A 25,131-nucleotide genomic window follows, 5' to 3' on the forward strand; every position below is an offset into this window, starting at 1 on the left:
CAGGGGCAAGGCCCCGTGGCCGACCACTTCTTCGCCGGCCCCTACGAGCGCTACGAACGCGAACTCGCCCACAGGTGCCTGGCCGCCAGTCCCTACCGCAGCGACGCCGTGCAGACCCGCATCGAACAGGGCGTACTCCTCGTCACCCCCCTCGGCCAGGGGACGACCCTGCGTCTGGGGCCCGCCGAAGACGGCAGCACCCACCCGCTCCGGCCGGCGGATGCCGCGACGCGGAAGGTCCTCGACGACTTCAGGTGCTGACCGCCCGCTCGGAGCGGGTCCTGGCCGGACCTCCAGGCGCCCGCTCCGAGGAGGTCAGCCGGCCTGCCGGTAGCTGGCCGCCGGCCCCACCGTGCCGGAACCGAACCGGGCGTTGAGCAGGTCGATCGCCTTCTCCGCCCGTAGCCGCCGCTCCCGGCCCTGGTCGAAGGCTGCTCGGCAACCGCGGCCGCGTCGACCAGCTGCTCACAGCGAAGAGCGATGCCGCGCACTCTCGCCCGCTGGAAGCCCAACGCCCGGTACATCTCGTAGGCGGTGTCGCGGAGGTCCTCGGTGTGCGCGCTCGGGCCGCCGGGCAGCTGACGGCTGCGGTGGACCTGGGAGCGGTCGGCCAGGGTGACGGTCATCGTGATCGTCCTCGCAGCCTGCCGCCGGGTCCGCAGTCGGTCCCCGAGCTCCACCGCCAGCGACAGCAGCGCGGCATGCACTGCCTCGGGGGAGAGGGTGTCGAGGGTGAACCGCCGCTGCGCGGCCGTGCTGTGCGGAAGCTCCGTGGGCACCACCACCCGACGGTCGATGCCGCGGGCCACCTCGCGTAGCTGCCGCCCCGCGCGCCCGCCGATCACTCGCTGCACGGTCGCCTCCGGCAGCTGCGCCAGCAGACCGATCGTGTGCACCCCGAACTGGACCAGGCGCTGCTCCTGGGCGCGCCCGATGCCGTAGAGCTCCCCGACCGGCCGGTGGTGCAGGAACGCGGCCACCTGCTCCGGCCTGGAGCCGACGGCGACCAGGCCGCTGCGCGCGGCATCCCGGGAGGCCATCGCGGCCACCGACCACGTCGGCCCGACCCCGATCACCACCGGCAGCCCGTACAGCGCCAACGCCCGCATCCTGATCATCAGCCCGAGTTCTGCCGGGTCCCGGTCGAAGAACCGGATGCTCCCCGACACGTCCGCCACCAGGACCGACGGCGGGACCGCCTGGACCACCGGGGTCACGTCCGCCACCAGACCGAGGAGCAGCCGGTACACCACCGGGTCCACGTCCACGGGGCAGCGCAGATGCAGGATCGGGGAGCCGGCGCCCACCGGATCCCTCTGCTCGTCGTCCACGGCGACACCTCCCACAGCCACCGTATCGAAAACTTATTCGAACAAGCACGCCGGAAAGCGGAACGGCAGATTCGAACAGAGATACGATATCGAGGTGATCTACAGACTCCTGCCTCGAACGCGCCGCCCCAGCCCCACACCGGGCCGCCCGGTGCAGCCGGCCAGGGAGACCGTCACCGCGGCAGACCACCGCCGGCCCCGCAGGAAGGCGTAGGCGATGGCCTCCGGACGCGACATCGACTGGCTGCTCCCGCCCGACGTCGAGCGACTGCGGACACTGGAGCGCTGGTGCCTGGTGCTGCTGGAGCTGGTCCGCGGCCGCATCGCGGAGATCGAACGCGGGGACCGCGTCGCCGAAGCCGCACGGAACGGGCCGATCGTCACCCCGCTCACCGAGTGGAAGCTGGAGCACCCCATCGGCAGAGGGGGACGCATGCTCGTCCACACCGCCGACTGCCGCCTCGCCTCAGGCCGTACGCGGCCCACCACCCGTGAGTAGGCCCTCGACGCCCTCCGCCAGCCCCAGGTCGAAACCTGCTCGATCTGCCCCGCCGCCCAAGAACTCGGCATCACCGATCCCTGAGACCGCCGCGCGCGGCCACCCCACCTCCGCCGCGGCCAGCCACGACCGCGGAGCCAGCATGCCCACCGGCTCCCTGCTCCGACAACCGGCCGGTGCCCAGCCCTAATGCCGGGCCTTCCCGTGCCCGCCGAGCAGGCCTCCGCGCTCTGAGCCGCCCGGCTTGCCCAGCTCGCCGAACCCGGCTTGCCCAACTCGTGCACCCAGGGCTTGCCCAGGAGGTGGCCAGGCTTGCCCAAGGCAGCAAAACACCAGCTCAAGTCGCTTGCCCACCCCTACGCAGGGGGCGGGCCAGGCAGGCGCCGGCGACCGCACCGGTCAGCTCGGACCGGACCGTATCCGGGGGCGGGCAGAACGGTCAGATGCTGTGCGGGTCGTGCGGGATCGTCGCCCAGCCGGCCACGTGCTGCGGTACGCCGAAGCCCATGTCGACGTTGCCGAGGAACCCGCGTGCGCTGATGGGGATTCTTGGAAACGACCGGACCTGCTCCTCGCCCCAGTCGCTTCGGCTCTCAACCGAGTGGGCACGTTCAGCGAGCAACGGCAGTGTGTTGGCCGGGGCCGCCCAGCCGGTCAGTGCGCGGCCCGGAACGCTCCGTCAAGGGCTCCTTCGGCGTCGCTGACGCGATGCGCTTCGCGCACCCTGGACCGGCCTGTTGAGCGGCTCTCAGCACCTCGGGCCTCCCGGGCCGTCGAACTGAACCGAGTTGAAGAAGTCCCGGAAGGTCGGAGAGAAGTTGCCCTTGCCGGTCGGGCCAGAGTCGGTGACGACCGTGCAGCCGATGTAGTTCGCGTCGGACCACAGATAGATGGTCGACGAAGTCCGGTTCCAATCCGACTTGGCCCGGGCGTTCATCCCGAGCGACGAGAGGTGCGGCGTGCTCCTGTTCAGCGTGATCATGTCGCCGGTGCCGTCCAGGCCCGAGAACATGCAGTAGTAGCCGGCCGGGCACCGGTCATATCCGTCGGCCGCATGTACCGGCGAGATTGGCAGCGCGACGGCTGCCGCTGTGGCCAACGGTACAAGCACGGACTGCAACCTGCTCTTCATCTGGTGGTGCTCCTTGACTCGAATCTGGAGATCTGCCGACTCGGACGAATCACGAGTGATCGTTCTCGTCAACGAACTCTTTCCGTCGCAGTAACGGCAAGCGGGCGCACACCACAGGGGCAGATCAGCCGCCCACCAGGGCCGTTCGAGGCTTAGCGCGCGACCTGACAGAGACGTTCATTCCCTCTCCGCAGGTCAGCCGTGGTCTGGGTGGGGAATCAGCGCGAGCAACTCTGAGGCCAGCCCAAGCGGGGGGCGGCCGTTTTCAAAGAGTCCCATCAGCGCGGATCCGGGCCGACGGCGACCCGCATGCGGATCGTGGAACGGGCCCTGGCCCTCGGCGCCGGGCAGTCGGTCACCGCGTGGGATGTCGAGGTGCATGGTCCCCAGGCCGACGAATTCGCGGACGCCCTCGGACGGTTCTACCTCCTGGAGGACGCCCGCGCCGAATACCAGCGGCACAGCTGGACCGCGGACCTCCCGGCCTACTCCAGCACCAGGACCTCCGCGCCGCTCCCGGCCACCTGTCCCACCCCCGACGTCGACCACTGCGGCAACTGCGGGACGACCGCCGCGATCGGCGGCTGGATGATCGCCTCCCTCGGGCTGTCGTGCCCCGACTGCTACGACGTGATGTCCGGCGAGCCCGGCCGCCACGACCTCCGGTACCACCGCCAGAGGTAGGAAGGAGCCGGCCCGCCCGGTGCGCTGCCGTGGTGGGCAAGCCCACGCCGCGGTGCCTCTGCGGCAGTTGCACCGGAAGGGGGCTGGAGGGTTGCTTGCAGAGGTGCACTAGGAGTTGCACCGGAGGTGTGACCGTGAGTGGGACCCCCGCTTTTTCGATCTTGAACGTTATGCCTGGTCAGGCCCCGTGGGCAAGCCCCCTCGCCACGACGACACCTCTTTCTCCGCGATAGCCGGAGGAAGAGGCCTGATTCTTCTCGGGGCCGGGCCAGCCTCGACCACCACGGTCCAGCCCAGCCCAGCTCAGGCCGGCACGGACCCGGCCCCCGGCTCGCTCCGCAGTCCGGCCCCGCTCGCCCGGCGCCGCCCGCTGCCCGGCCCGGCCAGGAACACCGCGTGCGCTCCCGCTCGAAGGCTGTGCCCGGACATGCCGAAGCGGCCCCGCCGGAAGGCGGGGCCGCTTCGTGTGGAGCTTGGTCAGTGCATGTCCCAGTCGACGCAGCGGCGCTGGGGGAGCGGCGGCTCGACGCCGAGGCGCAGTGCCAGCCGGACCGCCGCGCGGTCCCGCTTGTGTGCCGCCTGCTGGTACCACTTCCTGCTCCCGTCCTTCAGGTGGGAGATCCACGGCCGCTCCTGGGACTGCAGGTGCGCGGGGCGGTCGTTGTAGGTACGGGCCATCTCGGGGCTCCTCGCTGTGGATTTGTCGTAGTGCGTGTTTCGCGGTCGCTGAGCGGCTGCCACCGCCGATCAACTGAGACAACTATAACCATCACTCATCACTTTGGTCAAGTGGGGGTGGCGTGGTGTCGCCGCGCGGCGCGATGCGGGCGGCCGAATGGGTGAACGCGAAATCGGGACGAGAAAAAGGCCGTTCCGGCTTCCCGAAAGTGATGTGTGTGAGTTATAGTTGTCTTGTTGGTCGGGAGTGGCACCCGGCCAACACCCCCACCGAACTCACACGCTCCAGGGAGAAACCCGTGTCGAACTCCATGAAGATCACCGCCGGTCAGACCACCACCCGCACCCTGACCGACCTGATCCGCGCCATGGACGGCGAGCGCGCCGCGACCATCACCTACGTCGACAGCAAGGGCGAGGAGTCGGTGCGCACCATCGAAATCCACAACATCCTCACCACCAGCAAGGGCGGCATCATCGTCCGCGCGATGTGCCGCGCCCGGGGCGAGATGCGCGCCTTCACCCTGGAGCAGATCAAGGCGTACACCATCCACCGCATGCGCTTCGTGCTCGCCGTCCCGGAGGAGAAGGCGGCCGAGGTGGTCACTCTGGCGCACTTCGTCTTCACCCCTGAGCAGATGATCGACATCGAGCTGGAGCGCGACTACCCGGCGCCCAAGCTGAAGATCGCCGCATAGGCGAGCGGGGTCCGCCCCGCCGGGCGGGCCCACCGCCGCCGCGCCCCCACCGGGGGCCGAGCCCCGGCCCCCGGTCACCCACCCGCACGAAAGAGCCGAGGATGACCCAGCGCGACACGCAGCCCGAGACGCCCGTCTGCCCCGGATGGGGCGAGCCCTGCGGCAACGAGACCGCCGAAACCGCCGACCTCTGCCCCGACTGCCACATGGCGCGCCTGGACGCGGAATCCCCCAGGATCCCCCTCTAGCCCCGGGGTCGGGCGGGCGGAACCGCCCCGCCCGCCCGGCCCCCGACATCGGCACCTCTCCCGCTGCGCCCATGCCACGCCACCGGCCCACCCGCGCCCCTCCCCGGGGCGATCCACCCTCTCCGACCCTGGAGTCCCCATGCCCGCTGCCGACTCATACGAATGGCGAACCGCACCTTGCCCCGAGTGCGCGGATCCCGCTGCCCGCCTCGTGCCCGGTGACAGCGACCGCGCCGACATCCTGCTGTGCACCCGCTGCCCCGCGCACGGGCGGCTTCCGTACCGCGACCCCGCCGACATCCGCGCGCGCCTCCCGTTCGGCGTCCTGCTCGCCATGCGCGGCGGGGCGCTGCACATCGGCGTCCCCGCCGTACCGCACGGCCTCAACGCGTACACGCGCTCGGTCGTGGCGCTGGCCACGGAGCGCGGGCTCCTTCCCGTGTGGCGCCCCTCCATCCGGCGCCACCACGTGACCCTGGCTGCGCCCGGCCCCGAGGGCGGTTGGGGGTGGATGGAGGTGGGCGCCCGCTCCGGGAAGATCCTGCGCGCTACCGTCCACCCGCACGGGCGTAGTGCGCCTGGGGTCCGTGCCGCCGGGCCGCGTGCCGTCCGTCAGCTGGTGGCGCGCCTCTGCGTCCCGGGCGTCGCGGACGATTGCGGAGCGGTTGTTCCGGGCGCTGCGGGGGCGTCTCGCTGACATCTCCGGGCGGCGTCGGCCCTCGCGGCCGGCGGGGCCCGGAGGGTGGTGGCCGCCGGCCGTTCCCGACCCAGGAATCTGACGAGCAGTCAGAAAAAGGGGCAGAGTTGCGCAAGTGATGAAAAATGGGTATTGTTTTCTCATCGGGACGGGGTCCCGAGGCGGCAGTGGCAGCCGCACACCGAAAACGCACCACCCCAAGGAGATCCTCGTGAACACCTCCCGCGCCGCGTACGCCGTCCTCGACACCGCCCGCCGCCTGTACCCCGGGGCCACGACCGTGGACGTCTACAACTACGGCGGGACCACCCGCCTGGACGTCTTCAAGGCAGACACCGAGCACGACCGGACGCTCCCGGGCTTCACCGTCCGCTCCGTCCGTACGGCCCTGGACGGCGCCGCCGAGGCGTACGCGGCGCTGGCCTTCGGCCCCCGCTCCGCCTGGCCCAAGCACTTCACCATCACCCACACCGGGCCCCTCGACGTCACCGACGCCGACCGCACCGCCGGGGACCACGTCTTCAACGGCCGCGTCTGGACCGGCATCGGCGAGCAGGCCATCCAGGCAGCACACGACATGCTCGACTACCGCCGCGAGATGGGCCGCTCCGAGCTCATGCGCGTGGTCTTCGGATTCCAGTACGACGTGGCGGTCCGGAACCTGGAACTGGCCACCGGCGCCCCGAAGGGATACCGCCTCTTCGCCCTGGCCCGCTCCATCGTCAAGCACAACCCGGTGAGCCCCCGCTCCGCCTGGGTCGCGGCTGGCGCCGTCACCCGATAGCCGCTCCTCTCCGGCCCGGGCCGCTGATCCACGCGCGCCCGGGCCCTCCAGCGGGGGCGCCCCCAGGGCGAGGTCCTTCGGCAGAGCCGCCCCCGCCCGCGCGTCCCGCACCCCGGCCCCGCAGCACGTCCACCCGGGCCCGGGCGCGCCCCAGCACCTCGCGGCAGTGGCAGCCGCACCACCGAACACGCACCCCTGAAGGAGACCGTGTTGCACCCTCCCGCGCATCACCTGCACCTCCCCGCCCCGTCGCGTGGCTCCGGCCCCCGCTCCGCCCGCAAGCGCAGGACGGTCCTCACATGGGGCCTGGGGGCGGACTCCACGGCCAACATCCTGCGGTTCATCAACGACCCGGTCGGCAACGGCCTGGAGCCGGACCTGTCCGACCTCGTGATCGTGCACGCCGTCACGGGCGACGAGTTCAGCGACTCCCTGTCCTACGCCGACCGCCTGGTCCTGCCGCTCCTGCGCGCCTGGCGGATCCGCCTGGTCCAGGTATGCCGCGGCGGCCCCCGCGACGCCGACGGCGTCCTGGTCCTCGACGACTCCCGCGCTCCCCGCCGCATCCACGCGGCCGGCCCCTGGCGCCTGTCCGACGAGCTGCGCACCGCCGGCACCGTCCCGATGCTCGCCTCGGGCCAGCGACGCTGCAGCATTCGTTTTAAAGGCTGGGTACTGGACACCTGGGCCGCCCACGAGTTCGGCACCGAAACCTTCCGCCGCGTGATCGGCTACCACGCCGACGAAACCGGCCGCGCCCAGAAGGACTCCGCCATCCAGGACCAGCTGAACGCCGCCGCCGGCCGGATCATCTGCGAGCCGGACTACCCCCTCATCCGCGCCGGCATGGCCAGAGCCGCCGTCGAGCAGTACGTCCTCGACTGCCTGGGTGAAATGATCTTGAAGAGTCACTGTGTCATGTGTCCCTTCACCGGGGTCTGTTCCTCCCGTGACCTGTACGAGGAGCGGCTGCGCGCCCACCCGGCCGAAGCCGCGCAGGTCCTGCGCATGGAGTACATCTCACTGGCCCTGAACGAGCGGATGTCCCTCTACGGGCCCGGCGGATCGCTCCACCAGCGCCTGGCCGAGGACAGCCGCAACCGGACCGTCCTGGACGCCTTCCAGGCCGACCTGGAGCAGACGCCGTACGCCGCGTACGAAGTGCGCCGCCTCACCGGCCTCGGCCGGACCAAGGACTGCCGGCGCTGGCACGGCAAGGACTGCGCGGAGCCGAAATGGTGGTGCAGCCAGCAGCGCAAGCCCCGCTGCCGCCGCATCCACGCGGTCGTCGACCAGGACGGCGCGCCGGTCGACGCCGAACCGCACTGCCCCGGCGACGACGAGCGGTGCCGCGGCGCGCAGCAGAAAGGCCCCACCTGGCGATCGGTGCGCACCGTGTACGAGGGCCCGCGAGAGCGGGCCGAGGAACTGGTCACCCGGTTCGCCGGACGCTTCCCCCACCGCGTCCGCCTGGTCGACGGAGCAGCCTCCGGGATCCGGCGCGCCCACTACCTGGACGACCCCGAAGGCCTGCCGCACGCCGAGGCGTTCATCGTGGCAGCCCCCGCGGGCGTCGCGGACAAACAGCGGCCGGGGTTCGAGAAGCGCTGGAAGGAGCACACCGGGAAGAGGCCGGTCTTCCGGCCGCTTCGCGACCTGCCCAAGCCGGCCCCGCGCAAGAGGTCGGCCGGCGGCCCGGCGCCGCTGCACCGGGCCAAGGTCATCGGGGACGTGCTCCTGATCGCGTGACCGCACCTCCTTGTCGCGTGATGAATAGCGTGTATAGTTGTCTCATGGTTCGGCGGTGGCAGCCGGACACCCGGAAACGCTCAACTCGGAGGCACTGCATGAGCACCCACACCCTCAGCACGACCCGGCTCGACGCCGTCATCGCCGAAGGGACCGACCACGGCTTCACCCGCATCCGCCTGGCCGACGGCCACGCCCTCCTCGTCAAGGCCCGGCCCGACGCCCGTGCCGCGGACGAGGTGCTCCTCTCGCCGGGCCTCACCGCCCCGGACACCGAAGCCTGGGCCGAAGAGGACTCGTGGGAGGAGTGGCTCACCGGCGGGGACCTCGGCGCGGAGACCGGAACGTTCCTGGACGTGCCCACCGAGGCGCTGCGCGACCTGATCGCCGAGCACGGCGGCGAACACGAGGACCAGGAGGGCGAAGACCCCGCGCCGAGCGCCGGGGGCACCGCGGCCGGAGAGGCCGCCCAGGAGCTCGGGGCCGAGCTCGCCGAGCTGCACGGGGCGTTCGAGCACGGATACGGCGCCGACGACATCCGGCGCGTCTTCGGGCGTATCAACGACGAGGGCGGCCCGTACCTGGTCTGCGTGTGGGACATCGCCGACGACTACGGATTCGGCGGCAACGCCGACTTCTACGCCGAGGACGAGGAGTGCAAGCTCTTCGAACTCAAGCCGGACGTCTACCGCTGGCTCACGGGCCAGCAGGACAGCCCCGGCCCGCTGGACACCTGGGTGGGCGCGCACGTTCCCGAGCTGGTCGAGTTCGCCGCCACCGACGACCGCCACAACTACGCCCGGACCGAGCGCTGACCGTCGCTGCACGCGGCAGGGGGCGGGATCTCCGCCCCCTGCCCGCGATTGAGCAGGCTGCCGAACGCTCAGCATCGAAGGGATCTGCATGAACGAGACCCGACGCGCTGCCGGCCCGCGGCCGGAGGCCGGGTTGCTCGCGTACCCGGTCATCCGCCGCCCGCAGCGCACGCTCACCCCCGAGGAGCGGGAGATCGTACGGGGAGTCTCCAACCTGAACTTCCAGGGCGCCCTGATCATGGGCATCGTGGACCCGGTCCCCAACCCCTCGCCGATGGAGGAGGCTGAGGGCGCGTGGGTGCGCGAGCAGGTGTGGCCCGCCTACCTCCAAAAGATCGAGCGCAAGTACCCCTTCGGCTTCGCCCGATGGGCCATGTGCGAACGGGGCACCTGCTGGAACTGCCTGGCCGGCCGCTGCGACCTGTGCGTCCACCGCCAGGAAGGCGGCCCGCACGTGGACGACAACATCGACTGGGTGCGAGACATCCGGGGCCGGTGCGTCGCCCAGTTCATCGTGCGCCCCGGCGGCGAGCCGTGCGTGTGGTGGTGCCGGTGCCAGTGCCCCAAGGGCGAGCCGACCCCGGAGAAGCCGGCGGCTCCCATCGAGGACGAGGCCGTACGGGAGGAGGTCGATGAGGGGCCGGGTGAAGTCTCGCCAGGCATCCGCCGGCGCCAAGGCTCTCCGGACAACGCTGGAGCGCAGTACGCCCTGTTCTGACGGCCACCCGCGCTCCCCGCTGCCGGCGGCGGCGCAGCGTATGCCTGATCGCCGGTGAGCATCTGGGCCCGCCTGTGGCGTGCCTGAGAAGGGGGCGCCCTTGCGCACGTGATGAATGGTGGGTATAGTTTTCTTGTCGGCGGGGGATTCCCGCCGACACCCCCACCCCTCTTCCAAAGGAGTCAACATGACCGTCGCCACCGCCTCCGCCACCCAGACCGTTCTGGAGCCGGGCACGGTCGTGCGCACCCCCCGCTACGACCAGGGCAGGAACACCGGTGTCCGCCGGGCCATCGTCCTGGGCCTTTGGAACGAGAACGCGCCGAAGGATGGATACCGGGTGTGGTTCTACACGCTCGGCGCCCCCTCGTTCGCGCCGAGGACGCTGGGCATGGCGTTCGCCAACGAGCCTGTCGTGGTCGGCACGGTCGACGACATGTCCGAGCGCACCCTGCTCCGGCTCTACCTCCAGCTCCGGGACTACAACCTCCGGAGCCGCGCTGGATACGGCGCCGTCGAGCACCGGATCCAGAAGGCGGGCCTGCGCATCCGCGCGCTCCGCCGGGGCCAGTAGCCCGATGCCGGGGGCGGCACCACCGCCCTCGGCCCCGCCCGCCGGTCGGCAGTGGCAGCCGACCGGCACCGTCAACACACCCCACACGCAAGGAGCCCCGTCATGGCCCGTACCACCTTCGTCGCCTCCACCGGCTGCACCCGCAACAGCGAAACCCGCCACTACACCCACGCGGTCATCGCCGACCGCCGCGATGGTGAGGGCCGCATCGTGCACACCTGGTCCATGTCCGCGGCAAACGTCACCAGGGCCGCCCGGACCGCCGAGCGCGCGGGCTGGAAGAACATCACGGTCGAGGAAGTCAACGTCCAGGAGAAGCCGGCCCGCACCCGCAAGGCCACCCCGAAGCAGGCACCCGCCGCGGCCCAGCCGGCCCCGGCCGCCGAGCGCGAACCGCTCGTCCTCTACGCCGTCCGCCCGGCTGCGAACGGAGGCTTCGACGTCGTCAACACCTCGGGCCTGGTCGTATCGGGGGACTGGCAGACCGAGGTCGGCGCCCAGGAGCGCGCCGACTACCTGAACGCCCAGGAGAACCACAGGCGCGCCGAGGACGCCCTGACCGAACCGCAGCGCCGGGTGTACGCCGTGGTCAAGCGCGACGGCTCGATCGGCGCCGGATACGGCCACAACCTCACCGCCGTCCGGAGCCTGCACGCCGCAGGCCTCATCGAGCTCACCGAGTACGGCCCGGGCTCCTGGAACGCCGCCCTCGTCCCGCCGCCCGCCGCCGGCCCGGCCGAGACCGCTCCGGCGGCCGGTGTGGGCGTACTGCCCCAGGACGCCGAACACCCGGCGGCCGCCGCCGCGGTGACGGCCCTGGCCGGGCAGCCGCTCGCCGACGTCACCGGCCCCGACGACCTCGGTGATGTGGCCGGCTACTGGGTCCGGCCGGACGGCACCAGCGGCCGCCTGGCCGTCGCCTGGGTCGAGGACGGCAGGCTGAGCACCAGCGCCGACGGGCGGCCGCCCCTGACCCTGCTGAGCGTCGCGAAGGAGCTGTTCGAGCGCACCGAAGGCTGGATCGTCGAGCCCGGTGACCACTCCTCCCTGCACGTCTGGCACGTGCCGACCCTGGATGCCGCGGCCAAGCAGGACGCCGCCGCCGACCAGGCCCGGGGCGCGATCACCGACACCTGGACCATCACCCACACCGGGCTGCCCGAGGGCCGCTGCTTCCTGAGGGTCGAGGCCCCGGACTCCGACGCGGCCTTCGCGGCCGCCCTGGCCACCCGCGCCGGCCGCCTGGTCCAGCAGGCCGGACACCGGCTCACCGCGCGGCGCTTGAGGGAAGGGGATCTGGCCCGCACCGTCGGCGAGCGGGTCAGGCACGTGGCCAGCGGCCAGACCGGCACGGTCGAAGCGGTGGACGTACGGATGACCGGCGGCCGCGCGTACCGGGACGGCGTGACCGTCGCCGTTGACGGCCGCTCCCGCAAGACCGCGCGCTCCCTGGAATGGGAGCCCCTGCCGACGGCCGATGACCCCGAGGCTGCCTGCTGACGGGCCCCGCCCGGCCCCAAGGGGCCGGGCAGCTCCCCTTCCCCTCCGCCGCCATCACCCGCGTCCGGAGCGCTGCGCCCAGGCGGCGCACTGCCAATGGCCGCCCGCAGTAACGCCGGTGCCGACTGCGGATTTCTGCCGAGGGGACAAGGGCGAGCCCTTGCGTAATGATGAATAGTGGGTATAGTTGTCTCGTGGTCGACGGTGGCAGTCGACCACACCGGACACACATCCTCAGACCCTTCGGAGAGTCATGATCATCAGCACGCCGCTCCCCAACGCCCTGCACGCCGCCGCCCGGGCCCGCGCCATCGCCGAAGACGTCGTCGCCCAGAACACGGCGACCGGGCTCCCCGCCTGCCTCGGCCAGTACGTCACCAGCGCCGTGTTCGGCACCCTCGAACTACCCCGGCCCCTGCACCCCGTCAGCATCCAGCTCGCCTCCCAGGAGACCAGCCTGCGCGGCGCCCTCCAGCTCCTCCACGAGCGCCACCTGACGGGAGCCGGTGAGCGGCCGGAGGCGGCGGCGCTCTACCTGGAAGCCGCATTCAAGCTCCACCTGAAGTGGGGGCGCCTCGCCGCCGCCGTCGCCGTGGACAACGCCCGCCCCTGCAACCGGCCGACCGTCGCTCAGTAGGACCTCGCGGGGCGTACAGCGCCCCGCACCCCGGCGTCCGGCCCGCCCCGGGCCGGGTGCCGAGGTCCGGCCTCCTGGCGCACGACACCGATCCGCACGCAAGACATCCCCGCCCGCTCGATACGAAGGAACGAGATGACCAACCGGAATGAACCCACCGAAGGCGACCTGCTGCGCGACGAGCTGGCCGTCCTGGGCCGCCACGCCTTCCCCGGTGAGGAGGGCGGCATGACCTTCCTGATCATGGCCGCCGACCCGGGCGCCCCGGACGACGAGGACGCCGCCTACGGGGTCCTGCACGTCCTGATGTACGCCGGCGAGCGCGCAGACCGGCCCGCGGCCGACCACCGCGAACCCTGGTCCGCGCACCTGCACGCCGCCGACGGCACCTACCTCACCACCCTCGTCGACGGTTCCCCCAAGCCGCTCGACGCGGCCGCCGACGCGGCCTGGTGCGCCCGCGAGGTGACCCAGCGGCTCAGCTGGCACTGCCGCGAGAACTTCCCGCCGGTCGCACGCCGGTTCTGCACCTTCTGATCCACCCCCTGGCCGGGCGGCAGTGGCAGCCGCCCGGCGCCGAACACACCGCCCCGCACCCAGAGGAGTCCCATGGACATGCCCACCCGCCGCCAGTTGCTGGAGGGGATCCGGCGCGCTCACCAGGCCGACGCCGCGTACACCGCCGCCGGTCGGGCCCGCGCCCGGGCCGCCAAGGCCACCGCCGCCGACCGCGCCCGCATCACCCGCGACCAGCAACTGCAGGCCGACACTGACGAGCTCGCGGCCGCCCAGGCCGCTCACGCCGGCCTCGTACGCCGCGAGCGGGAGGCCCGGGCCAAGGTCCGCCGAACCTTCACCGCAGCCCGCGCGGCCAACCGCGCCCTCGCGGCGCTCTACACCCCGCACGCCCCGGGCCGCGGAACCGGTGGCGGGCGCCGGTCCGACATCGCGGCCGCCCTCCTCGGCGAGCTGGCCCAGACACCCCGCGAGCTCATCCTGGCCGCGGACAAAATCCTCATCTCGACCAGTGCTGGCAAGGACTCGCTCGTCTGCGCGTACCGCGTGGTCACCCTGGCCGCCGAGGCCGGCTGCCTGGACAAGGTGGTCATGGTCCACGCGGACCTGGGGGAGGAGTCCGAATGGCCGGGCGTGCGCGAGCTCGCGCAGCGCCAGGCCGAGCGCTGGGGCGTGGAGTTCATCGTGGTCCAGGCCGACCGCGGCCTGCTCGGCCTCGTCGAGAAGCGCGGCATGTGGCCCGACGCGGCCCGCCGGCTGTGCACCTCGACCCTGAAGCGGGACAAGATCGCCCCGCTCTTCAAGCAGATCACCGACGCTCTCGGCCTGGACGAGCAGGCCCTGATCCTCTCGGCCCTTGGGATCCGGGCTGCCGAATCCCCCGCCCGGGCCCGGAAGCTGCCGCTCTCCATCGACATGCGTGCGAGCACCGGGCAGCGCATGGTCCTGACCTGGCATCCGATCCTGGAGCTCTCCGAGGCCGACGTCTGGCAGCAGATCGCCGACGCCGCCCTGGAGTACCACCCCGTCTACGACGCCGTCATCCCCCGCCTGTCCTGCGTCTTCTGCGTGCTCGCCGGCCGGGACGTCCTGGTGCGCGCCGTACGGCTGTGCTGGGCCCTGGGCCTGGACCTGCCCGCCCGGTACGTCGCGCTGGAGGAGCACATCGGCCACAAGTTCAGGGAGAAGCTCAGCGTCGCCGAGATCGTCGCCGAGGCGGCCCGCGTCGAAGCGGAGGAAGGCCCGCTGGTCTGGGCCCGCGGAGACGCGCTTCGGCGCCACGTCGGCGAGGAGGCCGCGGCCGACTACCTCCGCCGGCTGGCCCTGGTCCTGGCTGCCTGACCGTCGAGACGACACGCGAAAGGGGAGATGAGCGCCCCCACTACCGAAAGTGATGTGTTGGGGTTATAGTTATCTCGCCGGTCGGGGGTGGCACCCGACCGGCGACCGAAGGCACAGCACGCGGCCGCCGCACCGGCCGACCGAGGGGAGCAGCTCATGACGGACGCTCAGACCGCCGACCGCAGCGCCGAACCCATCCGAGTCACCGGCTTCGGCACCGACGCCGAGGGCCTGGTGCACCTCCTGCCCGACCACGGCGACACCACCGCCCGCTGCGGCTTCACGGACTGGCACAGCTACGTCACCTGCGTCGACTGGTTCGAGGAGCGCACCTGCCCGGTGTGCCTGGCCGAGCTCGCGCTCGACCTCGGCGCCGAGATCCCCGCGGACGTCCTCGCCGAGCTGGACGAGATGGCCGCGCCCTGGCCCGGCCGCTGGCTCCTGCGCCCCCGCGAGGGGGACCGCGAGCGCGTCGTCGGCGTCTTCGCCGGCCCCGGCGGCTGGGACGAAGGCCTCGCCGCCCTCGGTGCCCGGTACGACGCCGTCGGCCTCGACCTCTCCGGCGACGCCTGCGCCACCGCCGAGCGCGCCGGGCACCGCCGCGTCGTCATCGACATCACCCTGCTCGACCCCGAGCACCCCGCGCTTCGCTGGATCGTCGGCGTCATCCTCTCCCCGCCCTGCCCGGCCTGGTCGACCGCGGGCAAGCGTGCCGGACTCACCGCTCGGTCCCTCCAGGTCCTCACTGCCATGCTGCGCGCCGCTGGGGAGGCCTCGGGGCATGGCGGATGGGCCGAGCGCTCCGGGGCGACCTGGGCCGAGGTGCGCGCCATGGCGGCCGCCATGCCGGACCCGGAAGCCGGACTCGTCGGCGAGGTGCTGATCTGGGCGCTGGGCCTCCAGCTCCACGGCGAGGCCCTGCGGTGGGTCGCCATGGAGCAGTCCGCGAACCTGCCCGAAGACGTGCGGGAGGCCGTCTCGTTCGAGCTGGCCCTGGCCGGCTGGTCCCAGCAGCAGTGGGATGAGCTGGACGCCGCCGACTACGGGGTGGCCACGCACCGGCGCCGCGTGTTCTTCATGGCGGTGCGCTACGGCCGCATCCCCGGATCCGTCCGGCCCAACATGCCCTTCGCCGAACAGACCCTGGCCGCCGCCCTCGGGTGGGCCGCGGGGGAGCGCGTCAACACCCGCGGCGTCCGGGGAGTCGACGCGAACGGACGGCCCAAGGGCGGGAACACCTTCTCCGCGGACAAGGCCGGCTGGTGTCTCACGGGCAAGGCCCGGACCTGGTACCGGGAGTCGGACGGCTATCGGCTGACCGAGGCCGAGGCCGGACAGCTGGTCGGATTCCTGTCGACCTACCCCTGGCGCGCCTCGGAGCCGACGGCCCGCAAGGACTCGCGCACGAGCGCGTTCCAGCGCATCGGGGACGTGGTGTGCCCGCCTGTCGGCGCGGTCGTCCTGGGTGCCCTGACCGGGCGCCCGTGGCACCGGCCGGTCGTGGACTACCTCGGCCGGGTCTACGGTGGCGCCGAGCTTCCGGCGCCGGTCGACGTGCCACAGCAGCGCGGCCAGCGCGCCCCGGCGGACCTGCTGGCGCTGGCCGCGTAGTCCAGCCCGGGCCGAGCGGCGCCGCCGGCGGCCGGATCGCTACCGCCGAGGGCGGCCCCGGATGCGGTGGCCGCCCCCAGCTGGGGCGCTGCTGAGCTGCTGGTATCCGGGATCGGGCGTGCGCCCCTACCCGCGATAGTGATGTGTGTGTGGTATAGTTGTTTCATGGTCGGTGGTGGCAGCCGACCACCCAACCGAACACACACCCAGGAGAGTCATGACCCGACAGCCCTCCCCGAAGACCGGCTCCGTCCGCACCCGCGTCACGATCGACGGCACCCCCGACTACCCGGCCGTCCTCGACCCGGCCAACCGCTGGAACGGCTTCGTCAGCCCGTTCTTCACCCTCGACACCGTCCGCCAGCTCGCCGCCGAAACCCTCGACATCGCCACCAAGTACGGCTACGACTGCGCCGACACCATCCACGTCATCGACGGCGGAACCGACAGCAACGGCGCGCCCCGCGCGGTCGTCCTCCACATCCGCTGGATGTACCTCGAAGACGAGGGACCGGCCCAGGTCACCTCCATCATCAACCCCCGCGAGGAGGACGGCCTCTACGGCATCGGCGGCTGGGAGTGGACGTGGTCCATTTCCACCTGGGACTGCGCGTGCAGCAGCTGGTACTACCACGAGACCGACCCCTGCCCGAACTGCGGCGGCGAACGCCCCAACGGCTACGAGCTGGCGGCCTGACACCCATGGCCATCAACACCGCACCCCAGCCCTCCACCTGCCTGATCCTCGACCCGGACGGCCGGGGCACCGTCCTCCAGGTCACCTCCGTGCACAACCTCGACGGCGAGACCCTCGCCGAGCGCCTCTACGAGGCTTACGCCATGACCACCGAGAACAACATGGAACTGCCCGACGAGATCACCGTAGAGACCCTCATGGCTGAGCTCGGCGAGCAGACCGCCGCCTGTGCAGAAGGCTGGCACCACTGGGCCAACGAACCGACGCAGGAGGCCTGGGACACCGTCCGTCCCTGGGCCGAACGGCAGGTCCGCCGCCTGTTCCCGGACCTGACCTGGAGCGTCGAGCCGGACCGGCAGTTCCTCCCGCCCAACGCCTGAGCACCGCCCGCCAGTGGGGGTGACGGCCGACCGAACGGCCGTCACCCCCGTCCCCGCCGCCCTGTCTGCGACTGGCATGCGTCGTCGCGCGCCGCGGCACCGCCCGACTTCAGGAGCACCCCACATGTCCACCGGCCCCATTTCCGCCGTGCCGTTGCCCCGTACGCGCCGCCGAGTCGTCTACCGCGACCGCGCCTACAGCACCGTCCACCGCTTCCGCTACGCCGCCGCCCACCTGGAGGCCTTCCGCACCGGCCGGCAGTGGCACGTCGACCAGCTGATGCCCCGCACCGCCCCCGCACCGCGGGAAGCCGTCGTGCGCTGCGCCCCCACCCTCGCCGAGGCCGTCGCCCAGGCGGTCGTACGGCTCGACCGCCGGGCCGTCCCGGCGCCCGACCACACGGACGACACTCTGCGCGCGTACGCCGCCGCAGGCTGGGACGTCGTCGACCCCGCCACCGGCCGCACGATGGCCTGGGCCCACCGCCACGTCGGCGACCCCTACCCCTGGCAGCCGGCCGAACACGAGGGGCTCGTCCCGGTGAACAGCAGCCGCAGCGCCGGCGCCGCCCTCGACGTCCGCGAGACCGCCCAGTCGACGACGCCCGGCCCGCTCGGGCCCGTCGTCGTCGTACCGTGCAGCGGCGCCAAGTCGGCCACCAAGACGGCCCTGCCTGCCCGCCAGCTCTACACCGGCAGCTATCACCTCCTGTGCCGCCAGGCGGCCGAGCGCCTCGCCGGCGCCACCGGCGACGTCGTCGTCCTCTCCGCGCAGAACGGCTTCGTCACCCTCGACGAACCGCTCTTCCCGTACGAACTCCGCATGGGCCAGCCCGGCTCCGCCGCGCCCGAGATGCTCGCCGCCCAGGCCGCGCAGCTCGGCATCCTCCCCGGCCCCCGCCCGGTCGTCGCCCTCGGCGGCCGCGCCTACGTCCAGGCCGTCACGCAGCTGCGCCCGGACGCCCTGCAGCCGCTCGCCGGCTGCCGCGGCATCGGCGAACAGCGCGCCCGTCTCGCCCGGCTGATCCGAGCCGAGCAGCCGCTGGACGTCCTCCACCAGCTGACCACCGCGGCCGCACCAACGGCCTGAACGCCGGCAATCCACTGGCCTCGCCCCGAACGGGGCGAGGCCAGTTCTGCGTGACGGGCGCGGATGGTGATGAGCCCCTGAGCAGCGGAAACAGGGTCCAGGACTCTCCCGAAAGTGATGAGTGTTTGGTATAGTTGTCTTGTGGTCGACGGTGGCAGTCGACCACCACCGGAAACACACGCGAACACCCTGGAGACCCGTATGCCCCTGGACTTCACCAACCCGCACGAATTCAGCTGCTTCGGCACGCTCCACCCCGACCGGCTCGTGAACTGGTCCTTCGGAGACGCCCACGTCGAGTGGGAGCTCACCGGCCTCTTCTCCGGCCCCGGCACCTACACCACCGTCCCGCTCGACGCCGAGACGGACATGCACTACCTCCCCGGCGACTCGGGAGCCACCAACACCGTGGCGCAGCACCTCGCCGCCCGCTACGGCTTCGACGGCCTCGACATCCGGGGCCCCGTCCATTTCACCGGCCCGAGCGGCGAGACCGACCGCGCCCTGGGCATCGCCCCGGACGCCTTCGACGTCATGTACGGCAGGGTCCAGGACATCTGCGCCGACCTCGGCGTCCGCACCTGGTGCAAGCTCCACCCCGGCGACGCCGTCAGCGTCCGCTACACCGACCTGGAACGTGGCGACGTCTACTGGTTCCTGAACACCCCCCACCGCTTTCTGCACTTCAGGGATTTTCCCGTCGGCAGCAAGACGCTGGAGTTCATCCCGGACGCCCGCGTCCTGGTCTGCGACGACGAGTTCGAGGTGACCGCCTACGGCACCTACCAGTGCCGCGCGGACCGCGCCCCGGCCGGGTACTGGCAGCGCACCGGCAATCAGCTCCTCAGCGCCTGACCCGCTCCTCCCCCCGGCCAGGCGCCGGGGGGAGGAGCCCAGCTTCGGCCGGCCGAACCGCCGGCCCCCAACACCCTCAGAAGGACCGATGCGCACCACCCTTCAGGACTGCCAGGACGCACTCGAAACCGCCCGGGCCCAGGCGCAGGGCCTGACCCACACCCTCGCCGCCACCCTGGCCCACATGTACCCGCACGCCGCCTACCTGGTGCTGCGCCGCGACCCCCGCTCCGGCGAACTCCAGCTCGACAGCCTCCGGACCGCCGGCGGCGCGCAGGGCGTCTGCGGCGACCTGGACACGCTCCCCGAGCTCACCGACCCCGAACTGCGCACGGCCTGGGGCGGGACCGATCCGCGCGATCCCCAGGCCCTGCTCCAGGTCCTGGGCGACCTCGACCGTCTCGGCGCCCCGTTCGGCCGGCTCCCCGACTCGGCGCAGGTGTATGCCGACCCGTACGAGGACACGGCGGCCCTGCTGTGCCTCGTGGTCAACGCCCATGCGCCCGAGCCGGAGGGCCACGACCGGGAAGTGACCGCGCACCTAGCCCTGACCGTGACCGAGGAGGTCACGTACGAGTTCACCGTCGAGGTCGAGCTTCCCGCGTACATCGCCAGCAACCCGAACGCCCTGCGCGACTACCTCGCCGACAACGAGGACCTCTGGCTCGACGACCTCGACCCCCTGAGCGGCGTCACCATCAACGAGCGCAGCCTGGACGACGTCGAACTCACCCTCGCCGCCTAGACCCCCAAGAGCCGACACGCGGGCGCCGAGGGCGCCCAGGAAGGGCAAGAACGCATGCGGGAGTACAGCGTCACCTGGACCATCGAGATCGGCGCCGACACGCCCGTACACGCCGCCTACGAAGCACTCGCCGTCCAACGCGACCCCACGTCCTGGGCCACGGTCTTCACCGTCCACACGGACGACGGTGACGTGGTCGTCGACCTCAACCCCCGTCAGCCGGGCCCGCCGTCCCTGAGCGGCCCCTGGACCCTGACGGCATAGCCGGCACACCCTCGCGCCCCGGCCCGGCCCACCAGCCGCGCCGGGGCGCCGTCATGTCCGGCCCCGGGCCACGCCGGCCGTCGGCAGCTGGACGGCGCCGCGCGGTTCGTAGGGCGCCTGCGGCCGCGGCGGACGGTCTGTGCGCCGTCGGCTCGGCAGCGTGCCTCCACCGCGCGCCTCGGCACCGCGGGCGGGCGTCATCTTCGCGGCCGGCCATCGCGACGCCGGCGCCGGCGTCCTGGAAGGCCGGCGGCGCGTCGGGGCGTGCCGCCGGCGGGCCTTCGGCATGCCGCTGAACAGGGGAAACGCACCTCCAAGACGTTCACAAAGTGACGATTAGCGGGTATAGTTGTCTTGTGGGTCGGTGGTGGCAGCCGACCCGCACCGAAAACCAACTCCCAGGAAAGGGGACCCCCATGCCCACCCTCCTCCAGGACAGCTACGCCCTTCGGGTCGAGCCCACCGGCGGATTCCGCCTGCTCGACTGGGGCTCCGAGATGCGCCCGCAGGACGCGCTGGACGCTGACCAGGTCCGATGCGTCGACCTGACCACCCGGCTGATCATGTGGACCGACGAGTGGGCCTTCCCGCTCGGCCACCCCGACAACGGACCGGCCAGCGAGCTCCTGCACACCTACCGGGCCATGCCCTACAAGGTCAGCGGACTCGCCGTGTTCACCGGCACCACCACGTCCGGCGGCAGCGTGCTCGGCCTCACCGAGGACCAGGCGCTCGTACTCGTCGACCGCTTCTTCAGCCGTCACCGCGACATCCCCCGGCCGCGCCGCTAAACGCAGGTCACCCCGGGCCCCGGACCCCAATTCCGGGGCCCCCGAATTCAGCGAAGGGAAACACCATGAAATTCACCATCATCGGAGACTGGTACGAAGTCTGGGATCTCGCCTCAACATTCGCAGTCGTCGCCGACGGAGCGGATTTCGAGGAAGCCAAGGCAAACGCGGCCGCCGCGGTGCTGGAGGCCTTCCCGCACCGTGCCGAGGAGGACGGGGAGACCCCCGAGACCCTCTGGGGCGGAGACCACGGCGCCTACGTCGTCGCGGCCTTCCTCGGAGACCTCGGCGCCCAGGCGGTCGACGCCGCGCACTTCGAGCTGATCGCGTGACCGCCGCCACCCAGACGTACACGGTCATCGGACTGACCCTCGACGTCGACAGCACCGAGCTGCTCATCGCGGCCGTCCTCGCGGGCCCCGTCGCGGACCAGGTCGAGCTGCTCGCCACCAGCGAGGAGGACTTCACCCGGTGGGCCGAGGAGTTCGACGCCCCCGACCCGGACACCGCCGCAGACCTCGCCTACACCCACTGCCGCACCTTCGGCAGTGCGCAGAACGCCGGAGAGTACCTGCACCAGGTGCTGGAGGACGAGGGCATCGAGGCCACCGCGGGCGGCCACCCCGGCTCCGGGTGCTACTGGGTCGCCATCGGTACCCCCGATGGCGGAGAGATCCTCATCAGCGGCCAGGGCCGACACGAGGCCGAGGTGTACTACCCCCTGACCGAACACGCCGGTTGGCTCGTCTGCCGCTACGACGAGAGCGGCCTGGAGTTCACGATCCTGCACGACTCCCACGACCCCGACCTGGACGCCGACACCGCCGCCGCCGTCGAGGCCGTACGCGCCAGCCTCGCTACCGGCTAGACGCGCCCCGCCCTGCGCCCCCACCGTGCCGCTGACGCACGGTGGGGGCGCAGCTGTGCTCCGGCCGCCAGGGCGCCGAGCCGGAGCGACGTCCGGGCAACAACGCACCCTCTACCGGCTCCCCTCTTCCCGCCGGCCGCGGAGGAGAACGCCGGCGGTTCACTCGCGGTCGGCGAAGGGTGGTCGAACCGCATTCACCCAGGTAGGCGAGCCAATGAGGGCCCCGAAAGTGACTCATGTGTGTTATAGTTGTCTTGTTGGTCGGCGGTGGCAGTCGATCACAAACCGAATCCACGCACAGCCGTGAGGAGACATCATGTCCGACACCCTGCTCCGCACCCTCGACCTCATCGAGCCCGGCGACCTGGTCATCTACCACGGGAGCATTCCGTCGCACCACGGCCTCCACCTGGCTCGGCCGTGCGACTGCTTCGACTGCGGACGCGCGGACTACCTCGGGAGCACCGACACCCGCTACCGGCTGAGTGACCCCTTCGCCGAGGACCCGGCCGCCCTCACGCTGCGCTGCGTGCGCCGCCAGTCCATCACCCGGTCCACCGCCAACGCCTGACCCTCCCTCGGGGCGCAGCCACCCGGCTGCGCCCCGCCCCGGGCGGCGGGGAGTGGCATCCCGCCGCCGCCGAAAGCACCCCCTCACGAAAGGGCAGACCATGACCGACAAGACCCTCATCAACGGCGCAGCGAACCGGGACAGTCTGGGCCCCGACGCGATGCGCTGGACCCCCGAGCCGGAGCAGCCGGCCGTTTCCGTGGCCGACGTCTTCGGGGAGGTCATCCACGGCTACAGCCGGGCCCGTGCCATCGCCGACGGGGTCCTGGTCGCCGTCGGCGACGACATCGCCCGCGAAGTCGGGTTCAGGTTCCCCGTCGCGCTCACCGCGGCCGCGTGGGCCGACTGCGTCGCCTGGACGGACGAGGACAACCGGCAGACCTGCCAGGACGAGGAAGGCCGCCTCTGGGACGTGCTCCGGATGACCCGCTACGCCATCCGGCGCTCCGACGGCGGGCCCTCCTGCACCGTCGAGCTCTACCGCGTCCCGCGCGACGGAGAGAGCGAAGAGGGCGAGCGGACACAGCTGATCGCCACGTGCGGGCCTGGCGACGACATGGAGCCCGTGATCACCATCTCCCTGCCTGGCGAGGACTGACCGCCAGCAGCAAGCGCCCCACCCCCCAAGGGGTGGGGCGCTGTGCGTTCCTGGCCCTCCCCACGTGCGAAAACACCCCGGAAAAGATCCACGCAGCCCCCCAAAAGTGGTGAATGTGAGGTATAGTTATCTCGTTGGTCGGCAGTGGCAGCCGACCAGGAAACCGGAAGCAGACCGAGAGGAATCGGCATGGCAATCACGTCGCACGACCGGACCCCGTACGAGGTTGAGCGCTCCGCTGCGCTGTTGATGGGCTTCCTCAATGCGGTGGGGAACGGCTGTCACCATCTCGTCGTCGCGGCATCCGCGAACGGCGCCACCCTCTCGGTCTCCGTGCCGTTTCACAACGACGGCGAGACGAGCGACCTGGACCCGGACGACGCTCTTGAAGCGATGATGGCGCTCACCCTCGCCGCCATGGTTGGCGGCGGCGCGGTGATCCGCACGAACTACGCGGACCAGACCTCCGAAGTGATGGGCTGGAGGCTGGTGGAGTTCTACGCCAAGCCGCTCAGCGCATCGGAGATCTTCAACGTCTATTGCACGGACGCGACGACCGGCGAAGTGATCCCGCCGGAGTGGGGTGTGGAGTACGTGACCGCCCCCCGTCTGACGGTCTGAATCAGGGGACTCCGGGGCGCGGGCGCTGTGCCCGCGCCCCGGAGTCGCTCCGGCCTGGTTCTGCCCTGCCTGGCCGCTTCTGCGCGGTCTGCGTACAGGGGGCCGGCGGTGGCAGCCGTTTTGGGGGTGGGGCGAGAGCTCCGAAAGTGACTGATGCGTGTTATTGTTGTCTCGTTGGTCGATGGTGGCAGTCGGCCTTCCCGAATCCGTATCTCGCCCCAAGGAGTCACCTCGTGAAGAAGCCTGTTCTTTGCTGCGCCACCCACGTCTGGGCTGGCGATGTGGATAAGGCCACCGAGCACTACGCCACTTACCAGGAGACCAGCGCGGCGCGGCTGGACAAGATCGCCGAGCGGCTCGAAGCCCGCAACGGGATCGGGGATTTGCAGGAGGCGAAGGAACTGCGCGACAACGCCGCCGCCAACCGCGAGGACGCAGTACGGGCCCGCAGCGCCGCTGGCCGCGAGCACCTCCGCCGCACAGGCCTGTGGCTCACGCCCTCGTGCGTCCGGCGAACCGGCGACGGGGCCTGACTGTAGGTGTTCTGCCCGGCCCCCGGAGTGCTGTGGCCCTCCGGGGGGCCGCTGGCCGGAGGCTTCGTAAGTGGGCGGGGGTGGGGTGTTTTGACGGTGTGATAGCTGTGTGGGGGAGGCCCGGAAGGGCCTCTTCTTCTTTTCCGGGGTGGTGTTCTTTTCGATTCCCGGGCGGTCTGTATTTCTCGCACGTGTTCCCTGACGTGTCATCAGGTTCGGAGGGTGTGACGGTCCGTCCGTGAGGCGTGTGAGGGATATAGGAACGGAGCCTCGCGCGGCGAAGAAATGGAATTCAAAGCCCGCCGATTCGGCCGTAAGGGCGCCCCGGAATTCGAGGACGCCCCGGCCCTCGTGAATCCGGAAGCCCGTAAGGGCGGCCCACCCCGGACACGGCGCCCGGAAGGGCGCTGGAACCCCCTCAGGAAACGACACCACCACCCCCGCCCCCGAACACCCCCACCCCACCCAGAGACACCCGCACACACCCCCTCCCGCCCCCACGGGCCCCGACAGGGGCCCACACCCCCCACCCAGCCTCCACCAACCCCCCAACCAGCCACCACACATGACACCAACCCCCAGACCCTAGCCACACCCCCCCCACGAAACACCCCCACCCCCCCAACGCCCCGAAGGGGCCCACACCTACCCCCCACCCCACCCGCCGGCAGGCGGGCCCCACCCCACAACCAACACCCCATCAATTCCCGCAACGCGGGAATCCAAAAAAGCCTGAAAGGCTTTCAAAACCCACCAACCAAGAATTGCCGAAAGGTAATTCAAAGCCGCCCAACAAAACCCCCGAAGGGGGTTGACTAAAACCACCCCGAATTCGCCGAAGGCGGATTCCCTGCGCGAATTGCCGAAAGGCAATTCCTTTAGGGGCATTTATGCCCCTCCGCCCCC

The 25,131-nt window shown here is 71.5% G+C and carries 32 protein-coding genes; 28 read left to right on the top strand and 4 right to left on the bottom strand.

Features of this window, described 5'->3' with window-relative positions; translation table 11 throughout:
- Positions 1-92 precede the first annotated feature (92 nt).
- A complete protein-coding gene (locus ACLJTM_RS32385) occupies positions 93-1,331 on the bottom strand; it encodes a DNA polymerase thumb domain-containing protein (RefSeq protein WP_411107372.1) in 1,239 nt (412 codons plus the stop codon).
- Positions 1,332-1,548: 217 nt separating this feature from the next.
- Between ACLJTM_RS32385 and ACLJTM_RS32390 the strand changes: the two genes are divergently transcribed.
- Positions 1,549-1,830: a DUF6233 domain-containing protein gene (locus ACLJTM_RS32390; protein ID WP_411107373.1), complete on the top strand. Its 282-nt coding sequence runs from the start codon at positions 1,549-1,551 to the stop codon at positions 1,828-1,830.
- Between the two features lie 439 nt (positions 1,831-2,269).
- Here ACLJTM_RS32390 and ACLJTM_RS32395 read toward each other — a convergent pair whose 3' ends face one another.
- The gene (locus ACLJTM_RS32395) at positions 2,270-2,452 is read right to left on the bottom strand and encodes a hypothetical protein (protein ID WP_411107374.1); all 183 of its coding nucleotides are present in this window, start codon (positions 2,450-2,452) and stop codon (positions 2,270-2,272) included.
- Positions 2,453-2,578: 126 nt separating this feature from the next.
- Positions 2,579-2,962, bottom strand: a complete 384-nt coding sequence (locus ACLJTM_RS32400) for a peptidase inhibitor family I36 protein (RefSeq protein WP_411107375.1) — start codon at positions 2,960-2,962, stop codon at positions 2,579-2,581.
- 309 nt (positions 2,963-3,271) lie between these two features.
- Between ACLJTM_RS32400 and ACLJTM_RS32405 the strand changes: the two genes are divergently transcribed.
- Positions 3,272-3,646, top strand: a complete 375-nt coding sequence (locus ACLJTM_RS32405; protein ID WP_411107376.1) for a hypothetical protein — start codon at positions 3,272-3,274, stop codon at positions 3,644-3,646.
- A 477-nt stretch (positions 3,647-4,123) separates the two neighbouring features.
- Here the strand turns inward: ACLJTM_RS32405 and ACLJTM_RS32410 are convergent, their stop codons facing one another.
- Positions 4,124-4,324, bottom strand: coding sequence for a hypothetical protein (locus ACLJTM_RS32410; RefSeq protein ID WP_411107377.1), 201 nt, complete (start codon positions 4,322-4,324; stop codon positions 4,124-4,126).
- Between the two features lie 299 nt (positions 4,325-4,623).
- On the opposite strand from ACLJTM_RS32410, the gene ACLJTM_RS32415 reads away from it, so the two are divergent.
- The 26 genes from ACLJTM_RS32415 to ACLJTM_RS32540 all read left to right on the top strand — a co-directional run bounded on the left by ACLJTM_RS32415 (position 4,624) and on the right by ACLJTM_RS32540 (position 24,225).
- Positions 4,624-5,022: a WYL domain-containing protein gene (locus ACLJTM_RS32415; RefSeq protein ID WP_411107378.1), complete on the top strand. Its 399-nt coding sequence runs from the start codon at positions 4,624-4,626 to the stop codon at positions 5,020-5,022.
- Positions 5,023-5,123: 101 nt separating this feature from the next.
- Entirely contained in the window at positions 5,124-5,270 is a 147-nt protein-coding gene (locus tag ACLJTM_RS32420) for a hypothetical protein (protein WP_381757008.1), read from the top strand.
- Between the two features lie 211 nt (positions 5,271-5,481).
- Complete coding sequence (locus ACLJTM_RS32425; RefSeq protein ID WP_411107379.1) at positions 5,482-5,967, top strand: hypothetical protein; 486 nt, start codon at positions 5,482-5,484, stop codon at positions 5,965-5,967.
- 211 nt (positions 5,968-6,178) lie between these two features.
- Positions 6,179-6,751: a hypothetical protein gene (locus ACLJTM_RS32430; protein ID WP_383934318.1), complete on the top strand. Its 573-nt coding sequence runs from the start codon at positions 6,179-6,181 to the stop codon at positions 6,749-6,751.
- A gap of 210 nt (positions 6,752-6,961) precedes the next feature.
- Positions 6,962-8,500, top strand: coding sequence for a hypothetical protein (locus ACLJTM_RS32435; protein WP_411107380.1), 1,539 nt, complete (start codon positions 6,962-6,964; stop codon positions 8,498-8,500).
- Between the two features lie 98 nt (positions 8,501-8,598).
- Positions 8,599-9,315, top strand: coding sequence for a hypothetical protein (locus ACLJTM_RS32440; protein WP_411107381.1), 717 nt, complete (start codon positions 8,599-8,601; stop codon positions 9,313-9,315).
- A gap of 88 nt (positions 9,316-9,403) precedes the next feature.
- On the top strand, positions 9,404-10,033 hold the full coding sequence (locus tag ACLJTM_RS32445; protein ID WP_411107382.1) for a DUF6248 family natural product biosynthesis protein: 630 nt from the start codon (positions 9,404-9,406) through the stop codon (positions 10,031-10,033).
- 187 nt (positions 10,034-10,220) lie between these two features.
- Positions 10,221-10,607, top strand: coding sequence for a DUF6409 family protein (locus ACLJTM_RS32450; RefSeq protein ID WP_411107383.1), 387 nt, complete (start codon positions 10,221-10,223; stop codon positions 10,605-10,607).
- Positions 10,608-10,709: 102 nt separating this feature from the next.
- Complete coding sequence (locus tag ACLJTM_RS32455; RefSeq protein WP_411107384.1) at positions 10,710-12,107, top strand: hypothetical protein; 1,398 nt, start codon at positions 10,710-10,712, stop codon at positions 12,105-12,107.
- A 253-nt stretch (positions 12,108-12,360) separates the two neighbouring features.
- Positions 12,361-12,744: a hypothetical protein gene (locus tag ACLJTM_RS32460; protein ID WP_411107385.1), complete on the top strand. Its 384-nt coding sequence runs from the start codon at positions 12,361-12,363 to the stop codon at positions 12,742-12,744.
- A 135-nt stretch (positions 12,745-12,879) separates the two neighbouring features.
- Positions 12,880-13,281: a hypothetical protein gene (locus ACLJTM_RS32465; RefSeq protein WP_331735396.1), complete on the top strand. Its 402-nt coding sequence runs from the start codon at positions 12,880-12,882 to the stop codon at positions 13,279-13,281.
- A 72-nt stretch (positions 13,282-13,353) separates the two neighbouring features.
- Positions 13,354-14,601 (top strand): phosphoadenosine phosphosulfate reductase family protein, encoded by a 1,248-nt coding sequence (locus tag ACLJTM_RS32470; protein WP_411107386.1) that lies wholly within the window; start codon positions 13,354-13,356, stop codon positions 14,599-14,601.
- 156 nt (positions 14,602-14,757) lie between these two features.
- Entirely contained in the window at positions 14,758-16,212 is a 1,455-nt protein-coding gene (locus ACLJTM_RS32475; protein ID WP_411107387.1) for a DNA cytosine methyltransferase, read from the top strand.
- A 217-nt stretch (positions 16,213-16,429) separates the two neighbouring features.
- Positions 16,430-16,909 carry a hypothetical protein gene (locus ACLJTM_RS32480; RefSeq protein ID WP_401573222.1) on the top strand — a complete coding sequence of 160 codons (480 nt, stop codon included), beginning with the start codon at positions 16,430-16,432 and terminating at the stop codon, positions 16,907-16,909.
- A gap of 5 nt (positions 16,910-16,914) precedes the next feature.
- Entirely contained in the window at positions 16,915-17,289 is a 375-nt protein-coding gene (locus ACLJTM_RS32485; RefSeq protein WP_100583534.1) for a hypothetical protein, read from the top strand.
- A 124-nt stretch (positions 17,290-17,413) separates the two neighbouring features.
- On the top strand, positions 17,414-18,379 hold the full coding sequence (locus ACLJTM_RS32490; protein WP_411107388.1) for a DUF6884 domain-containing protein: 966 nt from the start codon (positions 17,414-17,416) through the stop codon (positions 18,377-18,379).
- A gap of 201 nt (positions 18,380-18,580) precedes the next feature.
- Entirely contained in the window at positions 18,581-19,234 is a 654-nt protein-coding gene (locus ACLJTM_RS32495) for a hypothetical protein (protein ID WP_411107389.1), read from the top strand.
- 88 nt (positions 19,235-19,322) lie between these two features.
- Positions 19,323-19,979 carry a hypothetical protein gene (locus ACLJTM_RS32500; protein WP_411107390.1) on the top strand — a complete coding sequence of 219 codons (657 nt, stop codon included), beginning with the start codon at positions 19,323-19,325 and terminating at the stop codon, positions 19,977-19,979.
- A 54-nt stretch (positions 19,980-20,033) separates the two neighbouring features.
- A complete protein-coding gene (locus tag ACLJTM_RS32505) occupies positions 20,034-20,243 on the top strand; it encodes a hypothetical protein (protein ID WP_411107391.1) in 210 nt (69 codons plus the stop codon).
- Positions 20,244-20,659: 416 nt separating this feature from the next.
- Positions 20,660-21,034 carry a DUF3846 domain-containing protein gene (locus ACLJTM_RS32510; RefSeq protein ID WP_393614186.1) on the top strand — a complete coding sequence of 125 codons (375 nt, stop codon included), beginning with the start codon at positions 20,660-20,662 and terminating at the stop codon, positions 21,032-21,034.
- A gap of 65 nt (positions 21,035-21,099) precedes the next feature.
- Positions 21,100-21,366, top strand: a complete 267-nt coding sequence (locus tag ACLJTM_RS32515) for a hypothetical protein (protein WP_280919369.1) — start codon at positions 21,100-21,102, stop codon at positions 21,364-21,366.
- On the top strand, positions 21,363-21,902 hold the full coding sequence (locus ACLJTM_RS32520) for a hypothetical protein (protein ID WP_411107392.1): 540 nt from the start codon (positions 21,363-21,365) through the stop codon (positions 21,900-21,902). The genes ACLJTM_RS32515 and ACLJTM_RS32520 overlap by 4 nt, the downstream gene beginning before the upstream one ends.
- A gap of 316 nt (positions 21,903-22,218) precedes the next feature.
- The gene (locus ACLJTM_RS32525; RefSeq protein WP_042815416.1) at positions 22,219-22,473 is read left to right on the top strand and encodes a hypothetical protein; all 255 of its coding nucleotides are present in this window, start codon (positions 22,219-22,221) and stop codon (positions 22,471-22,473) included.
- A gap of 100 nt (positions 22,474-22,573) precedes the next feature.
- Entirely contained in the window at positions 22,574-23,071 is a 498-nt protein-coding gene (locus ACLJTM_RS32530) for a DUF6573 family protein (RefSeq protein WP_411107393.1), read from the top strand.
- A 189-nt stretch (positions 23,072-23,260) separates the two neighbouring features.
- Complete coding sequence (locus ACLJTM_RS32535) at positions 23,261-23,692, top strand: hypothetical protein (protein ID WP_411107394.1); 432 nt, start codon at positions 23,261-23,263, stop codon at positions 23,690-23,692.
- 233 nt (positions 23,693-23,925) lie between these two features.
- Complete coding sequence (locus ACLJTM_RS32540) at positions 23,926-24,225, top strand: hypothetical protein (protein ID WP_411107395.1); 300 nt, start codon at positions 23,926-23,928, stop codon at positions 24,223-24,225.
- Positions 24,226-25,131: the final 906 nt, after the last annotated feature.

The sequence above is a fragment of the Streptomyces sp. cmx-4-9 genome (assembly GCF_046548835.1).
Classification (GTDB): Bacteria; Actinomycetota; Actinomycetes; order Streptomycetales; family Streptomycetaceae; genus Streptomyces.

Bases quoted from the DNA above. Each gene is read 5' to 3' on its own strand.
- ACLJTM_RS32485 (WP_100583534.1), top strand. From the start codon at position 16,915: ATGGCCATCAACACCGCACCCCAGCCCTCCACCTGCCTGATCCTCGAC.
- ACLJTM_RS32405 (WP_411107376.1), top strand. From the start codon at position 3,272: ATGCGGATCGTGGAACGGGCCCTGGCCCTCGGCGCCGGGCAGTCGGTC.
- ACLJTM_RS32460 (WP_411107385.1), top strand. From the start codon at position 12,361: ATGATCATCAGCACGCCGCTCCCCAACGCCCTGCACGCCGCCGCCCGG.
- ACLJTM_RS32420 (WP_381757008.1), top strand. From the start codon at position 5,124: ATGACCCAGCGCGACACGCAGCCCGAGACGCCCGTCTGCCCCGGATGG.
- ACLJTM_RS32535 (WP_411107394.1), top strand. From the start codon at position 23,261: ATGGCAATCACGTCGCACGACCGGACCCCGTACGAGGTTGAGCGCTCC.
- ACLJTM_RS32445 (WP_411107382.1), top strand. From the start codon at position 9,404: ATGAACGAGACCCGACGCGCTGCCGGCCCGCGGCCGGAGGCCGGGTTG.
- ACLJTM_RS32510 (WP_393614186.1), top strand. From the start codon at position 20,660: ATGCCCACCCTCCTCCAGGACAGCTACGCCCTTCGGGTCGAGCCCACC.
- ACLJTM_RS32525 (WP_042815416.1), top strand. From the start codon at position 22,219: ATGTCCGACACCCTGCTCCGCACCCTCGACCTCATCGAGCCCGGCGAC.
- ACLJTM_RS32390 (WP_411107373.1), top strand. From the start codon at position 1,549: ATGGCCTCCGGACGCGACATCGACTGGCTGCTCCCGCCCGACGTCGAG.
- ACLJTM_RS32410 (WP_411107377.1), bottom strand. From the start codon at position 4,324: ATGGCCCGTACCTACAACGACCGCCCCGCGCACCTGCAGTCCCAGGAG.
- ACLJTM_RS32400 (WP_411107375.1), bottom strand. From the start codon at position 2,962: ATGAAGAGCAGGTTGCAGTCCGTGCTTGTACCGTTGGCCACAGCGGCA.
- ACLJTM_RS32480 (WP_401573222.1), top strand. From the start codon at position 16,430: ATGACCCGACAGCCCTCCCCGAAGACCGGCTCCGTCCGCACCCGCGTC.
- ACLJTM_RS32470 (WP_411107386.1), top strand. From the start codon at position 13,354: ATGGACATGCCCACCCGCCGCCAGTTGCTGGAGGGGATCCGGCGCGCT.
- ACLJTM_RS32495 (WP_411107389.1), top strand. From the start codon at position 18,581: ATGCCCCTGGACTTCACCAACCCGCACGAATTCAGCTGCTTCGGCACG.
- ACLJTM_RS32505 (WP_411107391.1), top strand. From the start codon at position 20,034: ATGCGGGAGTACAGCGTCACCTGGACCATCGAGATCGGCGCCGACACG.
- ACLJTM_RS32475 (WP_411107387.1), top strand. From the start codon at position 14,758: ATGACGGACGCTCAGACCGCCGACCGCAGCGCCGAACCCATCCGAGTC.
- ACLJTM_RS32450 (WP_411107383.1), top strand. From the start codon at position 10,221: ATGACCGTCGCCACCGCCTCCGCCACCCAGACCGTTCTGGAGCCGGGC.
- ACLJTM_RS32515 (WP_280919369.1), top strand. From the start codon at position 21,100: ATGAAATTCACCATCATCGGAGACTGGTACGAAGTCTGGGATCTCGCC.
- ACLJTM_RS32455 (WP_411107384.1), top strand. From the start codon at position 10,710: ATGGCCCGTACCACCTTCGTCGCCTCCACCGGCTGCACCCGCAACAGC.
- ACLJTM_RS32490 (WP_411107388.1), top strand. From the start codon at position 17,414: ATGTCCACCGGCCCCATTTCCGCCGTGCCGTTGCCCCGTACGCGCCGC.
- ACLJTM_RS32465 (WP_331735396.1), top strand. From the start codon at position 12,880: ATGACCAACCGGAATGAACCCACCGAAGGCGACCTGCTGCGCGACGAG.
- ACLJTM_RS32440 (WP_411107381.1), top strand. From the start codon at position 8,599: ATGAGCACCCACACCCTCAGCACGACCCGGCTCGACGCCGTCATCGCC.
- ACLJTM_RS32530 (WP_411107393.1), top strand. From the start codon at position 22,574: ATGACCGACAAGACCCTCATCAACGGCGCAGCGAACCGGGACAGTCTG.
- ACLJTM_RS32500 (WP_411107390.1), top strand. From the start codon at position 19,323: ATGCGCACCACCCTTCAGGACTGCCAGGACGCACTCGAAACCGCCCGG.